Origin of the sequence: Aquabacterium sp. A7-Y, assembly GCF_026153205.1 — a bacterium.
Classification (GTDB): Bacteria; Pseudomonadota; Gammaproteobacteria; order Burkholderiales; family Burkholderiaceae_C; genus Caldimonas.
The window spans coordinates 1-17,057 of record NZ_JAPFBW010000039.1; the positions used below are offsets into that span (position 1 = coordinate 1).

A 17,057-nucleotide genomic window follows, 5' to 3' on the forward strand; every position below is an offset into this window, starting at 1 on the left:
CACGAACCTGTCGCGTAGCGACAGGCAGCCAGCGCGCGGCGATGCGCAGCGAGTCGTGCGGGGTTCGGGGGCCCCGTGTGGGGCGGCGAGGAGCGCAGGGCTTGGGAGGTTGCCCCGCCCGGAGGGCGGGGTCGGCGAGCACTGTCCGAGGTCCGTTTGAAGGGCGCGAAGCGCCCTTCAAAAAGGCCGAGTTGCGCAGCCGCCTCCCAAGCCCGAGCACCGCAGCGGACCCTCCTCGCGCAGCGAGGAGGGCGCTCTGCTCGGGGTCGCCTTTCTTTGCCTTCTTTCTTTGGCGAGGCAAAGAAAGAAGGTGCGCTGCCGGGCGCACATCCCGGCATCGCCCCTCAGGGGCGCGCCCGCGTCAGCGGGCTTGTAGGAGCAAGGCAGCAGAAGCACCCCGTCAGGCTCAACCTCACAAACCACAAACCACAACCCGCGAGCCATGCCCATGAAAAAGGGGCTCCCATTGGAGCCCCGTCCTGGGCGGGCGTCGCGCGCCCCGTCAGAGCACCTGGCTCGCGAAGTCCGCCAGCCGCGAGCGTTCGCCGCGTGCGAGTGTCACGTGGCCGCTATGCGGCCAGCCCTTGAAGCGGTCCACCGAGTAGGTGAGCCCCGAGCTGCCTTCCGTGAGGTAAGGCGTGTCGATCTGCGCCAGGTTGCCCAGGCAGATGATCTTGGTGCCGGGACCGGCGCGCGTGATCAGCGTCTTCATCTGCTTGGGCGTCAGGTTCTGGGCCTCGTCGATGATGACGTACTTGTTGAGGAAGGTGCGCCCGCGCATGAAGTTCAGGCTCTTGATCTTGATCTTCGAGCGCACCAGCTCGTTCGTCGCCGCGCGGCCCCACTCGCCGGCGCTCGAGTCCGAGCGTGCCAGCACCTCCAGGTTGTCGTCGAGTGCGCCCATCCACGGCGACATCTTTTCTTCCTCGGTGCCGGGCAGGTAGCCGATGTCCTCGCCGACCGGCACCGTGACCCGGGTCACGATGATCTCGCTGTAGCGGCGTTCGTCCAGCACCTGGCTCAGCCCGGCCGCCAGCGTCATCAAGGTCTTGCCGGTGCCGGCAGTGCCGGTGAGCGTGACGAAGTCGCACTCGGGATCCATCAGCAGGTTGAGCGCGAAGTTCTGCTCGCGATTGCGCGCCACCACGCCCCAGACGGCGTTTTTCTGGTGCGTGTACTCCTTGAGCGTGCGCAGCACCGCGGTCTTGCCGGTGATCTCGGTGACCTTGGCATACAGCGGCACGACGCCGGCCGCCTCGAGGTAGACGAACTGGTTGATCATCAGCGAGGGCACCAGAGGCCCGCTGATGCGGTAGTAGGTGAGTCCGCCCTGCTGCCAGCTCTCCATCGTCTTGCCGTGCCGCTCCCAGAAGTCGGCGGGCAGCGCGAGGGCGCCGGTGTAGAGCAGGTCGACGTCGTCGATGGTCTTGTCGTTGTAGTAGTCCTCGGCGGGCAGCCCCAAGGCGCGCGCCTTGATGCGCATGTTGATGTCCTTGGACACCAGCACGACATCGCGCTGCGGGAACTGCTGGCGCAGCGACTGCACGACTCCCAGGATCTGGTTGTCGGCCTTGCCCTGCGGCAGGCCCTCGGGCAGCTGCACATTGAGCAGCTGGGTCTGGAAAAACAGGCTGCCGCCGGCGTCCTTGTGGCCGCTCTTGGACAGCGGGATGCCGTCGGGCATCGCACCGGTACTGCCGGCCACGAGGCCGTCAAGTTCGCGGCTCACCTGGCGGGCGTTGCGAGCCACCTCGGACATGCCGCGCTTGTGACTGTCCAGTTCCTCCAACGTCACCATCGGCAGGTAGACGTCGTGCTCGTCGAAGCGGAACAGCGACATCGGGTCGTGCATCAGCACATTGGTATCGAGCACGAAAAGTCGGGGCGGCCCCTCGGCCCGTGGGCGTTTCACCGCACGCGGCTGGGGCGTCGGCTCGGCGGTCTCGGCCCTGGCCCGGACGGCGGCGCGTGCGGGCGGTTTGCTGGCTTCGACCGGAGCGGTCTTGTCGGCCGGGTCGAAGAGATCGAGCACCGGCGGCGAGGTCGGCTCCGTCTTGGAGGAGCGTTTGGTCGGCCGGGGCGCCGCCTGGGCGTCGAGGTCAGCGAGCGTAAGAACGGTGGCTTTCTTGGCGGGCGGTTTCGGCAGTGGCATCGTGTGGCGACAAAAAAGTCAGGCTGCGAAAACAAAAAAAGCCGTACACAAGTCGCGTACGGCTTTCGGTGATGCAGGAGATCCAACTCAACAGCATGGATCCATTATGCACAACTCGCAGGGCGGGGCAATGCCGGGCCGGCGACGCCAAGGCGCGAAGCGCCTGGCGTCTCAAGCCGTCTTCTTGAGCGCCTTGACGGCCTTCAGGACCTCGTCGACGTGGCCCGCGACCTTGATGCCGCGCCATTCGTGGCGCAGCACACCATCAGCGTCGATCACGAAGGTGCTGCGCTCGATGCCCTTGACCTTCTTGCCGTACATGATCTTGTTTTTGACGACGCCGAACATGTGGCACATCTTTTCTTCGGTGTCGGCGATCAGCTCGAAGGGCAGCTCCAGGCTCTGCTTGAACTTGTCGTGCGAAGCCATGTTGTCGCGCGAAACACCGAAGAGGACTGCGCCAGCCTTCACGAAGTCTTTGTGCTTGTCGCGAAATTGCATCGCCTCGGTGGTGCAGCCTGGGGTATTGTCTTTAGGATAGAAATACAGGACGACGGTTTGCCCCGCAAATGCCGCAGGCGTGTACTTCACGCCACCGGTGGCGAGCGCTTCAAATTCCGGGAGGGGTTTATTGAGGGCTGGCGTCATGTAGATTTTTTGGAGGGTTGCGCCGGGTCAGGCGTAGCCCGAGATTATACGGCTTCTCGCTTGTCCCTCGGACCCTCGGGCACGCCGCCGCATGCACAGAACGCGCGAGTGAGGGGGGCGGCCCGCGATCCTCAGCCGAGGGGCTTGACGAGCAGCGCGGCGACCACCGAGCGGCCTTCCGAGATCAATACGTTGTAGGTGCGGCAGGCCGCCGCGGTGTCCATCGTTTCCATGCCGACGCCTCGCTCCACCAGCGGCCGCAAGGCCTCGGGCCGCGGGAAGCGCAGCCGCGGCCCGCTGCCGAACAGCACCACTTCCGGCGACAACGCAGCCACCTGTTCGAAATGTTCTGCCTGCAGTTCCTGTGCTTCGCGACCGTCCCACTCGACCACCTCGCCCGCGTGCGGGACGATGATGCTGCGGGTGTAGAGTCGGCCGTTGACCGTCACGCCTTCCGGCCCGTGAGCGCCGATGACGTTGGCGGAGTCGATACGGTCGGGTTGTAGCTTCACGGCGGCGCTCCGGTCGGGGACGGGGGGATGCCGGCACAACACAGGAAAAGCCGCGCGGCCGGCAGGGTGGCTGTGGTTAAATTATAGGTTTTGCGCTGCAGCATTTGCTTCAGCTCCGCGTTTCAACGCGGGTTCGCGAGCCCGCTGCCGTATCCGCTTCCAACCGTCCCCGGAGGTCTTTCGTGAAACCCGTCTCCAAGTCCGCCAAGCTGGCCAATGTCTGCTACGACATCCGTGGCCCGGTGCTGGAGAAAGCCCGGGCGATGGAAGAGGAGGGCCACAAGATCATCAAGCTGAACATCGGCAATCTGGCCGTGTTCGGCCTGGAGCCGCCGGACGAGATCGTGCAGGACATGATCCGCAACATGCCCCACACGGCCGGCTACACCGATTCCAAGGGTTTGTTCGCGCCGCGCAAGGCCGTGGTGCACTACTGCCAGGAAAAAGGCGTGCGCGGCGTCACGGTGGACGACGTCTACCTTGGCAACGGTGCCTCCGAACTGATCGGCATGTCGCTGAACGCGCTGCTCAACAACGGCGACGAGGTGCTGATTCCGGCGCCCGACTACCCGCTCTACACCGCGGTGGTGGCGCTGTCGGGCGGCACGCCGGTGCACTACGTCTGCGACGAGCAGTCGGGCTGGTTGCCCGACATCGACGACATCAAGCGCAGGATCACGCCCAACACCAAGGCCATCGTCGTCATCAATCCGAACAACCCGACCGGCGCGCTTTACCCCGAAGCGCTGCTGCTGGAACTGCTCGAGGTGGCACGCCAGCACCAGCTGATCGTGTTCGCCGACGAGATCTACGACAAGACGCTGTACGACGGTGAGACCCACACCAGCATCGCCTCGCTGGCCGATGACGTGCTCTGCGTGACCTTCAATGGCCTGTCGAAGAACTACCGTTCCTGCGGCTACCGCGCCGGCTGGATGGTGGTCTCGGGCGAGAAGAAACACGCGCGCGACTACATCGAGGGCCTCAACATGCTGGCCTCGATGCGCCTGTGCGCCAACACGCCGGGGCAGCTCGCGATCCAGACGGCATTGGGTGGCTACCAGAGCATCAAGGACCTGGTGATGCCCGGCGGACGCCTGGCGCGCCAGCGCGATCTGGCCTACCAGCTGCTGACCGCGATTCCGGGCGTCAGCTGCGTCAAGCCGAAGGCAGCGCTCTACATGTTCCCGCGCCTGGACCCCAAGCTCTACCCGATCGCCGACGACCAGCAGTTCGCCTACGAACTGCTGGCCGAGGAGAAGGTGCTGATCGTGCAAGGCACCGGCTTCAACTGGTCGCAGCCCGATCACTTCCGGCTCGTGTTCCTGCCGAATTCGGACGACCTGAGCGATGCGATCGGCCGCATCGCGCGCTTCCTCGAGCACTATCGCAAGCGCCACTCCTACTGACCCTGATTCCCTCCGACCCGATCCGACCGATCCGTCGATCCTCTACCTCCGAACAGCTATGAATCCCATCCGCATCGGTTTGCTGGGCGCCGGCGTCGTCGCCAGCGGTGTCGCCAAGGTCCTGGAGCGCAACCAGGCCGAGATCCGGCGTCGCGCCGGGCGCGGCATCGAGATCGCCCGCGTCGCGGCGCGTTCGCCCGAGAAGGCGCGCGCCGCGCTCGGGCCCGCCGTCGAGATCGGCAGCGATTTCGACGCCGTCGTGACCGATCCCGGCATCGACATCGTGGTCGAACTGATCGGTGGTACCACACGCGCCAAGGAACTGGTGCTCAAGGCCATTGCCTCGGGCATGCACGTGGTCACCGCCAACAAGGCGCTGCTGGCCGTGCATGGCACCGAGATCTTCGCGCAAGCCAGCCACCACGGTGTCATGGTCGCCTTCGAGGCGGCGGTGGCCGGCGGCGTGCCCATCATCAAGGCGCTGCGCGAGGGCCTCACCGCCAACCGCATCCAGTGGATCGCCGGCATCATCAACGGCACCACCAACTTCATCCTCAGCGAGATGCGCTCCAAGGGCCTGGACTTCGATGTCGTGCTCAAGGAAGCGCAGCGTCTCGGTTATGCCGAGGCCGACCCGACCTTCGACGTCGAAGGCGTGGACGCGGCCCACAAGGCGACCATCATGAGCGCGATCGCCTTCGGCATCCCGGTGCAGTTCGACCAGGCCTATGTCGAGGGCATCACGAAGCTGCAGGCCGCCGACATCACCTATGCCGAGCAGCTCGGCTACCGCCTCAAGCTTCTGGGCATCACCAAGCGCCGCGACGACATCGCGGGCGGCGGCATCGAGCTGCGCGTGCACCCGACCCTGGTGCCGGCCAAGCGCCTGATCGCCAATGTCGAGGGCCCGATGAACGCGGTGGTCGTCAACGGCGACGCGGTCGGCGCGACGCTCTACTACGGCAAGGGCGCCGGCTCCGAGCCGACCGCCTCGGCGGTGGTGGCCGACCTGGTCGATGTGACCCGCCTGCACACCGCCGACCCCTACCACCGGGTGCCCCATCTGGCCTTCCAGCCCGACATGCTGGACAGCACGCCCATCCTGCCGATCGAGCAGGTGGTGACCTCCTTCTACCTGCGCCTGCGCGTGGCCGACCAGACCGGCGTGCTCGCGCGCATCACCGGCATCCTGGCGGAGCACGGCATCTCGATCGACGCGGTGCTGCAGCGTGAGGCCGGCGACAACGAGAACCAGACCGACCTGATCATCCTGACGCACGAGACCGAGGAAGGCCGCATGAACACCGCGATCGGCCAGATGCAGAGCCTGCCCACGGTGCTGCAGCCCATCGTGCGCATCCGCAAGGAAGAGCTGAACTGACGAACCCGGGCCGGAGACCGACTTGAAGTACATCAGCACGCGCGCCGACAAGACCGAGCGCGGTTTTTCCGAGATCCTCCTGGAGGGCCTGGCGCCCGACGGCGGCCTCTACCTGCCCAGCCACTATCCCAGGGTGGACGCGCAGACGCTGCAGCGCTGGCGCGGCCTTTCCTATGCGGAGCTGGCCTTCGAGGTGCTGTCGCTCTACATCGACGACATCCCGGCCGGCGACCTGCGCGACATCGTCTCGCGTACCTACACCGAGCAGGTGTTCGGCAGCCGCGAGATCACGCCGCTGAAACCGCTGGACGGCGGCATCCGGCTGCAGGCCCTGTCCAACGGCCCGACGCTGGCTTTCAAGGACATGGCGATGCAGCTGCTGGGCAACCTGTTCGAGTACGAGCTGAAGCGCCGCGGCGATCAGCTCAACATCCTCGGCGCCACCAGCGGCGACACCGGCAGCGCGGCCGAGTACGCGATGCGCGGCAAGCAGGGCGTGCGGGTTTTCATGCTGTCGCCGCATGGCCGCATGAGCCCCTTCCAGCAGGCCCAGATGTTCAGCCTGCAGGACGAGAACATCCACAACCTGGCGGTCGAAGGCGTGTTCGACGATTGCCAGGACATCGTCAAGGCGGTTTCCAACGACCTCGAGTTCAAGCGCCGCTACAAGATTGGCACCGTCAACTCGATCAACTGGGCCCGCCTGGTGGCCCAGGTCGTCTACTACTTCGCCGGCTACTTCCAGGCCACCCGCTGCAACGACGAACCGGTCAGTTTCGCGGTGCCCTCGGGCAACTTCGGCAACATCTGCGCCGGCCACGTCGCGCGCATGATGGGCCTGCCGATCCGCCGCCTGGTGCTGGCCACCAACGAGAACGACGTGCTGGACGAGTTTTTCCGCACCGGCACCTACCGGGTGCGCAAGAGCGCCGAGACCTACGAGACCTCCAGCCCCTCGATGGACATCTCCAAGGCCTCGAACTTCGAGCGTTTCGTGTTCGACCTGCTGGGCCGCGACGGTGACCGCACCCGCAGCCTGTTCAAGCAGGAGGTCGAGCTGCACGGCTCCTTCCAGCTCGCGCCCCACGAGTTCGCCAAAGTGGCCGAGTACGGCTTCGTCTCCGGCCGCAGCACCCATGCCGACCGCCTCGCCACGATCCGCGACACCTGGGAGCGGCATGGCGTGATGATCGACACCCACACCGCCGACGGCCTGAAGGTCGCACGCGAGCACCGCGACGCCAGCGAGCCCATGCTGGTGCTGGAGACCGCGCTGCCGGTCAAGTTTGCCGCCACCATCCGCGAGGCCCTCGGGCGCGATCCCGAGCGGCCCGCAGCGCTCGAAGGCATCGAGGCGCTGCCCAAGCGTTTCACCGTCGTGCCGCCCGACGCCCAGGCCGTCAAGGACTACGTCGCGCGCCACTGCTGAGCTGCCGGCAGCGCGATGAAAGTGCTCGGCTTCTGCGGCTACAGCGGTGCCGGCAAGACCACCTTGCTGGAGCAGCTGATCCCGCGCCTGCGTGCCGCGGGCGCGCGGGTGTCGGTGGTCAAGCACGCCCACCACCGCTTCGACATCGACCAACCCGGCAAGGACTCCTGGCGGCACCGCCAGGCCGGCGCCTTCGAGGTCGTGATCGCTTCGGACCGCCGGCTCGCCAAGATCCGCGAGTACGAGGTCGAGGCCGAGCCCACGGTGCACCAGCTGATCGCCGAGCTGAGCGCCTGCGACTGGGTGCTGGTGGAGGGTTTCAAGCGCTCGGCCCTGCCTCGCATCGAGGTCTGGCGCGCCAGCACCGGGCACCCGGCCCTCCACCCGGAGGATCCTTGGGTGGTGGCGGTCGCCACCGATGACCGGGCAGCCCTGCCGCAGCCGACGGCGTTGCCGGTGTTGGATCTGAATGACCCCGACGCCGTGGTCGCGCATCTGCTGCAGAATGCTGCTCGATATGAGTACCGCCCCCCGCCCGACGATGCTGAGCCTGGACGAGGCCCTGGCCCGGCTGCTCGCCCCCCTGAAACCGGTCGCTGAGACCGAGTCGCTGCCCACCTTCGAGGCCCTCGGCCGTGTCCTTGCCGAAGACCTGCGCTCGCCGCTGGACGTGCCGCCGCTGGCGAACAGCTCGATGGACGGGTATGCCGTCCGGGCCGCCGAGGTGGCCGACGAGGGGGTCGTGATGCCGGTCTCGCAGCGCATCGCCGCAGGGCAGGTGGGCGAGCCGCTGGAGCCGGGCAGTGCCGCGCGCATCTTCACCGGCGCGGCGCTGCCGCCCGGTGCCGACGCCATCGTGATGCAGGAGCAGGCCGAGGTCCTGGACGACGGCCGCGTGCGCCTGCAGATCGTGCCGACGCCGCGCCAGTGGGTCCGCGAGCAGGGCGAGGACGTGCGCCGCGGCAGCACGGTGCTGGCGCGCGGCAGCCGGCTCACACCCCAGGCGCTGGGTCTGGCTGCGACGGTCGGCGCTGCCCGTTTGCCGGTCGTGCGACGCCTGCGCGTGGCGCTGCTATCGACCGGCGACGAGCTGGCGATGCCCGGCGAGCCGCTGCGCCCTGGGGCGATCTACAACTCCAACCGCTACACCTTGCGCGCGCTGCTGGCCCAGGCCGGCTGCGAGTGCACCGACCTGGGCATCGTGCCCGACTCGCTCGAAGCGACCCGGCAGGCGCTGCGCGGCGCCGCCGGCGGCCACGACCTGATCCTCAGTTCGGGCGGCGTCTCGGTCGGCGAGGAGGACCACGTCAAGGCGGCGGTACAGGCCGAAGGCCGGCTCGACCTCTGGCAGGTCGCGATCAAGCCCGGCAAGCCGCTGGCCTTCGGACACGTGGACGGCGGCCCGGGCCGGACGCCCGCCTGGTTTTTGGGTCTGCCCGGCAATCCGGTCGCGAGTTTCGTGACCTTCCTGCTGGCCGTGCGCCCGGTGCTCGCGGCCTTGCAGGGTGCCGTGGTCCAGGCGCCGGCGCCCGTGATGCTGCCGGCCGGCTTCGACTGGCTGAAACCCGACCGCCGCCGCGAATTCCTGCGCGTGCGCCGCGGTGCCGACGGCCGGCTCGAGCTGTTCCCCAACCAGAGCTCGGGGGTGCTGAGCTCCACCGTCTGGGCCGACGGCCTGGTCGACAACCCGCCTGGGCAGGCCATCCGCGCCGGCGACCTGGTGCGTTATGTTTCGCTGAGGGAGTGGCTGGCATGAAGATCAACGTGAAGTATTTCGCCTCGATCCGCGAGGCGCTGGGGGCGGGCGAGACCGTCGAGCTGCCGGAGGGCGCCACGGTGGGCCAGCTGCGCGACGCGCTGATCGGCGCCTCCGCTGCGCACGCCGAGGTGCTGGCGCGCCGCCGTGCGGTGCGTGCTGCGCTGCAGCAGGCGATGTGCGACGAATCGGCGGCGCTCGCGCCGGGCTGCGAGGTCGCCTTCTTCCCGCCTGTCACGGGAGGCTGAGTCATGGACGCGAGGGCAAGGGTCTCGATCCAGACCGAGGACTTCGACCTCGGCCAGGAGGTCGCCCGCCTGCGCGCCGGCGACGCCGGGGTCGGCGCGGTGGTCAGCTTCATCGGCACCGTGCGCGACCTGAGCGAAGGCGGCGACGTCAGCCGCATGGAGCTGGAGCATTACCCCGGCATGACCGAGGCCTCCATCGAGGCCATGATCGACGAGGCCATGACACGCTTCCAGCTGCGCTCTGCCCGGGTGGTGCACCGCGTCGGGCCGCTGTTGCCGGGCGACCAGATCGTGCTGGTGGCCGTCAGCTCGGCTCACCGCGGCGAGGCCTTCCAGGGCTGCGAGTTCCTGATGGACTACCTCAAGACCCAGGCGCCGTTCTGGAAGAAGGAGCACACGCCGGAGGGTGCCCGCTGGGTCGATGCACGCGCCAGCGACGATGCGGCGCTGCAGCGCTGGGGTCTGGCGGCCGGCAACGCGCAAGCGCCGGGCAGCGGCGCCTGATGCAGGCGCTCTCGGCCGTTCACGCCCTCGCGGTGGCCGGTGGCGCCGCGGCCGGGGCGCTGCTGCGCTGGCAGGCAGGCCTGTGGCTGAACGGGGCCTGGAGCGGGTTTCCCCTCGGCACCTTGCTGGTCAACTGCGCCGGCGGTCTGCTGATCGGCATGGCCGCCTGCTGGTTCAGCCGCACCCCGGACGAGTTCTGGCGGCTCCTGCTGGTGACCGGCTTCCTCGGCGGTCTGACCACCTTCTCCGCGTTCTCGGCCGAGTCGCTGCAACTGCTGCAGACGGGGCGCTGGGGCCTGGCCCTCGGCCACAGCGCCGCACACGTGGTCGGCGGCCTGAGCTGCGCCGCGATCGGCTTCAAACTCGTGAAGTCCGCCTTGATCTGAGTCAGTCGCGGGCGCGCCGATTGCACTTGAAATGAGGCTGCGCTGCCTTCATTTCCTTCGCAATTCGGAGGATTCCTCATGCGACTCGACAAACTCACCACCAAGTTCCAGGAGGCCCTGGCCGACGCCCAGAGCCTCGCCCTCGCGCACGACAACCAGTACATCGAGCCCCCCCACATCCTGCTCGCCATGCTGCAGCAGGACGAAGGCCCCAAGGCCCTGCTGGCGCGTGCGGGCGTCAACGTCCCGGGCCTGCAGAAGGCGGCCGAGGGAGCCCTGAAACGCCTGCCCCAGGTGCAGGGCGCCGAGCAGGTGCAGGCCGGCCGCGAGACCGTCTCGCTGCTGCAGGCGGCGGAGAAGGAGGCGCTCAAGCGTGGCGACCAGTTCATCGCCAGCGAGATGTTCCTGCTCGCCCTGTGCGACTCGAAGGCCGACATCGCGCAAGTGGCGCGCGAGTTCGGGCTGACCCGCAAGTCGCTCGAATCGGCCATCGACGCCGTGCGCGGCGGCCAGACCGTGGACAACGCCGAGGCCGAAGGCCAGCGCGAGGCGCTGAAGAAGTACACGCTCGACCTCACCGAGCGGGCCCGCCAAGGCAAGCTCGACCCGGTGATCGGCCGCGACGACGAGATCCGCCGTGCCATCCAGGTGCTGCAGCGGCGCTCCAAGAACAACCCGGTGCTGATCGGCGAGCCCGGTGTCGGCAAGACCGCCATCGTCGAGGGCCTGGCCCAGCGTATCGTCGCCGGCGAAGTGCCCGAGACCCTGAAAAACAAGCGCGTGCTGGTGCTCGACATGGCGGGCCTGCTGGCCGGCGCCAAGTTCCGCGGCGAGTTCGAGGAGCGGCTCAAGGCCGTGCTCAAGGAAGTCTCGCAGGACGAGGGCCGCATCATCCTCTTCATCGACGAGATCCACACCATGGTGGGCGCCGGCAAGGCCGAAGGCGCCATCGACGCCGGCAACATGCTCAAGCCGGCGCTGGCGCGCGGCGAGCTGCACTGCATCGGCGCCACCACGCTGGACGAATACCGCAAGTACATCGAGAAGGACGCCGCGCTGGAGCGCCGCTTCCAGAAGATCCTGGTGGACGAGCCCAGCGTGGAGGCCACCATCGCGATCCTGCGCGGCCTGCAGGAGAAGTACGAGGTGCACCACGGCGTCGAGATCACCGACCCGGCCATCGTGGCCGCGGCCGAGCTCTCACACCGCTACATCACCGACCGTTTCCTGCCCGACAAGGCCATCGACCTGATCGACGAGGCGGCCGCCAAGATCAAGATCGAGATCGACTCCAAGCCCGAGGCGATGGACAAGCTCGACCGCCGCATGATCCAGCTCAAGATCGAACGCGAGGCGGTGCGCAAGGAAAAGGACGAGGCCTCGCAGAAGCGCCTCGGCCTGCTCGAGGACGAGATCGCCAAGCTCGAGCGCGAGTACGCCGACCTGGAGGACATCTGGAAGTCGGAGAAGGCGGCCGCCCAGGGCTCGGCCCACGTGAAGGAGGAGATCGACCGGATCCGCTTCCAGATCGAGGAGTTCAAGCGCAAGGGCGACTTCAACAAGGTCGCCGAGCTGCAGTACGGCAAGCTGCCCGAGCTGGAGAAGAAGCTCAGGGACGCCCAGGCCAAGGAGGCCGGCAAGGCCGAGACCGGCAAGCCGCAGCTGCTGCGCACCCTGGTCGGCGCCGAGGAGATCGCCGAGGTGGTGGCGCGCGCCACCGGCATCCCGGTCAGCAAGCTGATGCAGGGCGAGCGCGACAAGCTGCTGCAGATGGAGGCGCGCCTGCACGAGCGTGTGGTGGGCCAGGACGAGGCCATCGTCGCGGTGAGCGACGCGATCCGCCGCTCGCGCGCCGGCCTGAGCGACCCGAACCGGCCCTACGGCTCCTTCCTCTTCCTGGGCCCCACGGGCGTGGGCAAGACCGAGCTGTGCAAGGCCTTGGCGAGCTTCCTGTTCGACAGCGAGGAGCACCTGATCCGCATCGACATGAGCGAGTTCATGGAGAAACACTCGGTGTCGCGGCTGATTGGCGCGCCGCCGGGGTATGTCGGCTACGACGAGGGCGGCTACCTGACCGAGGCGGTGCGGCGCAAGCCCTACTCGGTGGTGCTGCTCGACGAGGTCGAGAAGGCCCACCCCGACGTCTTCAATGTGCTGCTGCAGGTGCTCGACGACGGGCGCCTGACCGACGGCCAGGGCCGCACGGTGGATTTCAAGAACACCGTGATCGTGATGACCAGCAATCTTGGCTCGCACCTCATCATGCAGATGCAGGGCCAGGAGCCGGAGCTGATCCGCGATGCGGTGTGGGCCGAGGTGAAGGGTCATTTCCGGCCCGAATTCCTCAACCGCATCGACGAGGCGGTGGTGTTCCATGCGCTGGACCAGAAGCACATCGAGTCGATCGCCCGCATCCAGCTCAAGGCCCTGGAGGCACGCCTCGAGAAGATGGAAATGAAGCTCGATGTCTCGCCCGCGGCGCTGGCCGAAATCGCCAAGGTGGGCTTCGACCCGGTGTTCGGGGCGCGACCGCTGAAGCGGGCGATCCAGCAGCGCATCGAGAACCCCGTCGCCAAGCTGATCCTGCAGGGCCGTTTCGGCCCCAAGGACGTGATCCCGGTCGACGTCGAGAGCGCGGAGGAGGGCGCGAGCTTCACCTTCGAGCGCGTGGTGCACTGAAGCCGCCGCTGGATACACCGGGGCTCTGGGATCCGAGCCGGGTCTCGCCCGACCGCCCGTGAAGGCCCTCCTTGCAAACAAGGAGGGCCTTTGTCATGGATGCCCGGTCAGCGCATCAGCCCGGCGGCCGCCGCGCGCAAGCTCGAAGCATCGAAACCGTGCTTCTGTGGTCGAGCAATGTGTCCTCGCTCGCTGTAGTCGGCAATCTTGATCAGTTCCTCGGCAACCTTGCGCCGAAACTCGTCGTGACGGCGCCAGGAGGTGCGGTCCACGTGGAAATAGTCGACCCCATGGAGCGCCACCTGCCAGTCTGGGAAGCGTTTCTTGAGCGTCAGGAAGCTGCGGGGCGCAGCATGCAGTTTCGCCAGGACATGAAGCTGACGTGCCGGACAGCAACGCCGCAAGAGGTCCGCGCTGAGAAGCACGTTCTCGTAGGTGTTGCTGGCGCGCCGCTCGACTTCGAAGACATCGGCCGGAATGCCCAGCTGGCAGGCTGCGGTGACGATGCGGTCCGCTTCGCCGCGGTGGCCGCTGACGATTGCACGTCTCAGCGACAAGCCGCTCCACAGCGCCTGGATGCGCTCCGCGAAATGCGGGATGTGATGCGACGTGCCGAATACGAACAAGGTGTCCGATTCAACAGCATCCCCCGCTTGAAAGACCCAGTCGTCCAGCTCGACGTCGCCTGCCTGCGGAACGCGGTGATCTGCCCCGCTCCGATAGACATCTGCCCCGGACGCCGAGTCGGGCAGGGACGGCACCCTCTTTGCCCCCATCAGTCCCCCTCGCGGCGCAGGCCCTGCCACCACCGGTCGAGCAGCGCCGCTGCGGCCGCGACGTCGCCCGTATTGCTTACCACCAGCGCCGCGCCGCTGACCGGGACCTCGCGGGCCAGCCGCGCCGCGACCGCGGTGGCATCCTCGCGCCGCCGCGCTGCGAGCCGCGCCGCCAGCAGCTCGGGCGGGGCCGTCACTTCGACAACGCGGGCCCCGGGTGCACGCCGGCGCAGCTGCGGCAGGTGCGCCCGCGACCCGTTCAGGACCACCCAGCGCCCCTGCCCGAGCGGTGCCAGCGAGGTATGCCGCACGCCGTAGTGCAGCCCGTGCGCCTCCCACCAGAAGGCGAGGGTGTCCGAGGCCCGGAGGTCGATGAAGTGCGCCGGGTCGATGGACTCGTGGCCTTCGCCCTGCGGGTCGGGGGCCCGCGTGATGACCCGGCGCACCGGCGCCGGCCCGGTCCCCGGCGGCAGCTTCCGGAGCCAGGTCTGAAGCACGCTGTCCTTGCCGGCGCCGGACGGGCCGACCACGACGATCAGCCGTTCGCTGTTCAGCAAGGGGCCCGTCATCGGCCGTCTCCGAGCGGAAAGCGCCGCACCAGCCGGAACGGCGCACCGGGCGAGGGCTCGACGAACCACGCGAGCTCGCCGGCCGGGCGAGGCGCTGCCAGCGCCTCCGCGAAATGGCGCTCGGCCGCCGCGGTGAGCTCGTCACGCAGCGCGGCCTGGTCCGCGCTGATTTCGTCCGACAGGGTCAGGTGCATGCGCCAGCGCTCGAACACATGCGGGTAGCCCCAGCGGTCGTAGAGGCGCACCTGCTCGTCGTCCAGACCGGCGACGCGACGCGCCCGCTCGCCCGTGTCGGGTGGCGCGCGAAACGGGTCGAGCCGGGCGACACAGTCGGCGGCGAGCGCGGCGAACGACGCCGGCAGCGCCGCCTCGGGACACAGGGCCATGAAGTCGCGCAGCCAGCCCACGCGCAGCGCCGGCATCTCCACCGCCCGGTGCTCGCGCGCAAGCGCGGCGAGCGTGTCGGCGAAGGCCGACGCATCGCTGCCCTCGCGCCAGCGCATCGGCGCCTTCAGCGTTGCATGAAAGCCATAGCGCCACGGCGAGGCCCGGTGAGGCGGCGCTGCACCCAGCGGCCGGCCTTCGGTGGGATCGCGCCCGAGCCAGGCGATGCCGGCGTGCCACAGCGGATCGTCGGCGGCCGGGACCCAGTAGACCGCATGCCGGGCCGTCATGCGAGGTCTCCGTCCGGCTCGACCGTCAGCTGCACCGCATCGGCGGCGAACAGGGTGGTCCCGGCCTCGACGGGCGTGCCGTCCAGATCGGCGTTGACGTACTGGACCACCAGCACCGGCTGGGTCACGGGCCGGGCCAGCGCGTCGGCTTCGGCGAGCGTGGGCAGCCGCGTCGAGATGGTGCTGCGCACCCGCACGTAGTCGTCGACGCCGAGGCGGCGCAGCGCCGCCGTGATCGCGCCGGTCTTGCCGAAGGCCGCTGCCATCTCCGCCAGGCGCGGACACGGATAGGCCGAGGTGGTGATGCCGACCGGCCGGCCGCGGATCGAGGCGCGGGTGTGCAGCACCTCGACTTCACTCGACGCCGCCACTTTCAGCGGCCGCGCCCAGGCGCCGGCGGGCACGCGTTCATGCGAGAGCAGCTCGCGGCTGGCGCGCTCGCCGGCCTGCGCGACGTTTTCGCTCAGGCGCGTGCGCCGTTGCAGCGCGTAGTCGAGCACCAGCTCGCGCACATAGGTGCCGCTGCCGTGCACCACCCGCAGGTGGCCTTCGCGCACCAGCGCCTGCACGGCCTGGCGCAGCGTGTGGCGGTTGACGCCGAAGCGCTGCGCCAGCGCAGTTTCATTGGGCAGGCGCTCGCCCGGGGCGATGCGGCCCGAGACGATGTCCTCTCTCAGCGACTGGGCGATGGCCTCCCACAGACGGGCGCGCGGCGCCTCGGCGGAGGCCTCTGCAGGAGCGAGGTCGAGCAGGGAATGTCTGGTCATGTTCAAGAAACTGTCATCGACGAAACCGATACTGGGCGCCATCCTAAAGTCATCTAGATGACATCGCGATGACCACGACACCATGACCCACACCGACCCTCCCGACAACGGCCGCCGCGCGTGGCTGTCCTTGCTGGCTCAGGCCCCGCGCGAGCAGCTGGCCGCGCAGGCCCCGCCGGTGCTCGCCGATCACGGCTTCGAATGGCTGCGCCGCCCCGAGACGGGGCTCGTGATGGTGCGCGCCCGCATCACCAACGGCGGCGACCGGTTTAATGTAGGCGAGGCGACCGTCACACGCTGTGTCGTGACGCACCGACCGGCGCAGGGGCCGGCCACCGCCGGCGTCGGCTGGGTGCTGGGGCGCGACGCCCAGCGCGCCGAATGGATTGCCAAGCTCGATGCGCTCCTGCAGCTGCCGTCACTGCACGCGCTGCTGGCCGACGCCGTGCTGGCACCGCTGGCCGCCGCACTCGCGGAACGCCGTGCGGCCGATGCCGCACGCACGGCCGCCAGCCGCGTGTTGTTCTACACCCTTCAGCCCGAGGCCGCCCGATGAGCACGCCGTCGCTTGCCGATCTTCCCGCCGGGTTTGCCGACCCGGTGCACGAAACGCAGCAGGTATTCCGGCGCCTGCTCGACGCGATGTCGCGGCCCGGCCGCATCTACGCCGTCGACGCCGCGCGCCTGTCGCCGCCGGCCGGCCTCGGCGCTGCGGCGGCCGCCGTGCTGCTGAGCCTCGCCGATCCCGAGTTGCGTGTCTGGTTGTGCCCGTCGTACGCCGAAGGCCGGCTCGCCGATTGGTTGCGTTTCCACACCGGCGCGCGCATCGTCGCGTCCCCCGAAGCGGCGGACTGGCTGGTGCTGCCGGCGGCGAGCGCGTCGCCCGAGCTGTGGTCGCAGGCCGGCGCCGGCACCGACGAGGCCCCCCACACGTCGGCCACGCTGCTGATCGACCTGCCTCAACTGGGCGACGCGCCGCGCTTGCGTCTGCGCGGGCCCGGCATCGAACACGAGCACACGCTGGCCCCGGAAGGCCTTGAAGCCGCGTTCTGGCGCGCCCGCATCGCCCGTGAGGCCGACTTCCCACGTGGCGCCGACCTGGTGCTGGCTTGCGGCGAACGCCTCGCCGCGCTGCCCCGATCCACCCGCATCGCCCTGGAGGACTGA

Annotated in this window: 18 protein-coding genes; 11 read left to right on the top strand and 7 right to left on the bottom strand. The window is 68.7% G+C overall.

What is annotated here, in order from left to right; all coding sequences use genetic code 11:
* Positions 1-502: 502 nt before the first annotated feature.
* The 3 genes from OOT46_RS26230 to OOT46_RS26240 form a co-directional block, all read right to left on the bottom strand.
* Positions 503-2,152, bottom strand: a complete 1,650-nt coding sequence (locus tag OOT46_RS26230; RefSeq protein WP_265406582.1) for a PhoH family protein — start codon at positions 2,150-2,152, stop codon at positions 503-505.
* A 171-nt stretch (positions 2,153-2,323) separates the two neighbouring features.
* A complete protein-coding gene (locus tag OOT46_RS26235) occupies positions 2,324-2,800 on the bottom strand; it encodes a peroxiredoxin (protein ID WP_265406583.1) in 477 nt (158 codons plus the stop codon).
* Between the two features lie 131 nt (positions 2,801-2,931).
* A complete protein-coding gene (locus OOT46_RS26240) occupies positions 2,932-3,312 on the bottom strand; it encodes an Mth938-like domain-containing protein (RefSeq protein WP_265406584.1) in 381 nt (126 codons plus the stop codon).
* Between the two features lie 182 nt (positions 3,313-3,494).
* Between OOT46_RS26240 and OOT46_RS26245 the strand changes: the two genes are divergently transcribed.
* The 9 genes from OOT46_RS26245 (at position 3,495) to clpB (ending at position 13,104) form a co-directional block, all read left to right on the top strand.
* The gene (locus tag OOT46_RS26245) at positions 3,495-4,721 is read left to right on the top strand and encodes a pyridoxal phosphate-dependent aminotransferase (RefSeq protein ID WP_265406585.1); all 1,227 of its coding nucleotides are present in this window, start codon (positions 3,495-3,497) and stop codon (positions 4,719-4,721) included.
* A 58-nt stretch (positions 4,722-4,779) separates the two neighbouring features.
* Positions 4,780-6,102, top strand: a complete 1,323-nt coding sequence (locus OOT46_RS26250; protein ID WP_265406586.1) for a homoserine dehydrogenase — start codon at positions 4,780-4,782, stop codon at positions 6,100-6,102.
* Positions 6,103-6,124: 22 nt separating this feature from the next.
* On the top strand, positions 6,125-7,531 hold the full coding sequence (thrC, locus tag OOT46_RS26255; protein ID WP_265406587.1) for a threonine synthase: 1,407 nt from the start codon (positions 6,125-6,127) through the stop codon (positions 7,529-7,531).
* 15 nt (positions 7,532-7,546) lie between these two features.
* Positions 7,547-8,131 (top strand): molybdopterin-guanine dinucleotide biosynthesis protein B, encoded by a 585-nt coding sequence (mobB, locus tag OOT46_RS26260; protein WP_265406588.1) that lies wholly within the window; start codon positions 7,547-7,549, stop codon positions 8,129-8,131.
* Positions 8,073-9,287, top strand: coding sequence for a gephyrin-like molybdotransferase Glp (gene glp / locus OOT46_RS26265; RefSeq protein WP_265406630.1), 1,215 nt, complete (start codon positions 8,073-8,075; stop codon positions 9,285-9,287). Before mobB ends, glp begins: the two co-directional genes overlap by 59 nt.
* On the top strand, positions 9,284-9,535 hold the full coding sequence (gene moaD, locus OOT46_RS26270) for a molybdopterin converting factor subunit 1 (protein WP_265406589.1): 252 nt from the start codon (positions 9,284-9,286) through the stop codon (positions 9,533-9,535). The genes glp and moaD overlap by 4 nt, the downstream gene beginning before the upstream one ends.
* A 3-nt stretch (positions 9,536-9,538) precedes the next feature.
* The gene (gene moaE / locus OOT46_RS26275; RefSeq protein WP_265406590.1) at positions 9,539-10,039 is read left to right on the top strand and encodes a molybdopterin synthase catalytic subunit MoaE; all 501 of its coding nucleotides are present in this window, start codon (positions 9,539-9,541) and stop codon (positions 10,037-10,039) included.
* Positions 10,039-10,425 (top strand): fluoride efflux transporter CrcB, encoded by a 387-nt coding sequence (gene crcB / locus OOT46_RS26280; protein WP_265406591.1) that lies wholly within the window; start codon positions 10,039-10,041, stop codon positions 10,423-10,425. Before moaE ends, crcB begins: the two co-directional genes overlap by 1 nt.
* A gap of 78 nt (positions 10,426-10,503) precedes the next feature.
* The gene (gene clpB / locus OOT46_RS26285) at positions 10,504-13,104 is read left to right on the top strand and encodes an ATP-dependent chaperone ClpB (RefSeq protein WP_265406592.1); all 2,601 of its coding nucleotides are present in this window, start codon (positions 10,504-10,506) and stop codon (positions 13,102-13,104) included.
* A gap of 107 nt (positions 13,105-13,211) precedes the next feature.
* On the opposite strand, the gene OOT46_RS26290 is transcribed toward clpB, so the two are convergent.
* Genes OOT46_RS26290 through phnF form a run of 4 tightly spaced genes read right to left on the bottom strand, consistent with a single transcriptional unit; the run spans position 13,212 to position 15,890 of the window.
* Complete coding sequence (locus OOT46_RS26290) at positions 13,212-13,865, bottom strand: ElyC/SanA/YdcF family protein (protein ID WP_265406593.1); 654 nt, start codon at positions 13,863-13,865, stop codon at positions 13,212-13,214.
* Between the two features lie 14 nt (positions 13,866-13,879).
* A complete protein-coding gene (locus tag OOT46_RS26295; RefSeq protein ID WP_265406594.1) occupies positions 13,880-14,449 on the bottom strand; it encodes a phosphonate metabolism protein/1,5-bisphosphokinase (PRPP-forming) PhnN in 570 nt (189 codons plus the stop codon).
* Positions 14,446-15,123: a DUF1045 domain-containing protein gene (locus OOT46_RS26300; protein ID WP_265406595.1), complete on the bottom strand. Its 678-nt coding sequence runs from the start codon at positions 15,121-15,123 to the stop codon at positions 14,446-14,448. The genes OOT46_RS26295 and OOT46_RS26300 overlap by 4 nt, the downstream gene beginning before the upstream one ends.
* The gene (phnF, locus tag OOT46_RS26305; RefSeq protein ID WP_265406596.1) at positions 15,120-15,890 is read right to left on the bottom strand and encodes a phosphonate metabolism transcriptional regulator PhnF; all 771 of its coding nucleotides are present in this window, start codon (positions 15,888-15,890) and stop codon (positions 15,120-15,122) included. The genes OOT46_RS26300 and phnF overlap by 4 nt, the downstream gene beginning before the upstream one ends.
* Positions 15,891-15,972: 82 nt before the next feature.
* Between phnF and phnG the strand changes: the two genes are divergently transcribed.
* Entirely contained in the window at positions 15,973-16,446 is a 474-nt protein-coding gene (gene phnG / locus OOT46_RS26310; protein WP_265406597.1) for a phosphonate C-P lyase system protein PhnG, read from the top strand.
* Positions 16,443-17,057 carry a phosphonate C-P lyase system protein PhnH gene (gene phnH, locus OOT46_RS26315; RefSeq protein ID WP_265406598.1) on the top strand — a complete coding sequence of 205 codons (615 nt, stop codon included), beginning with the start codon at positions 16,443-16,445 and terminating at the stop codon, positions 17,055-17,057. Before phnG ends, phnH begins: the two co-directional genes overlap by 4 nt.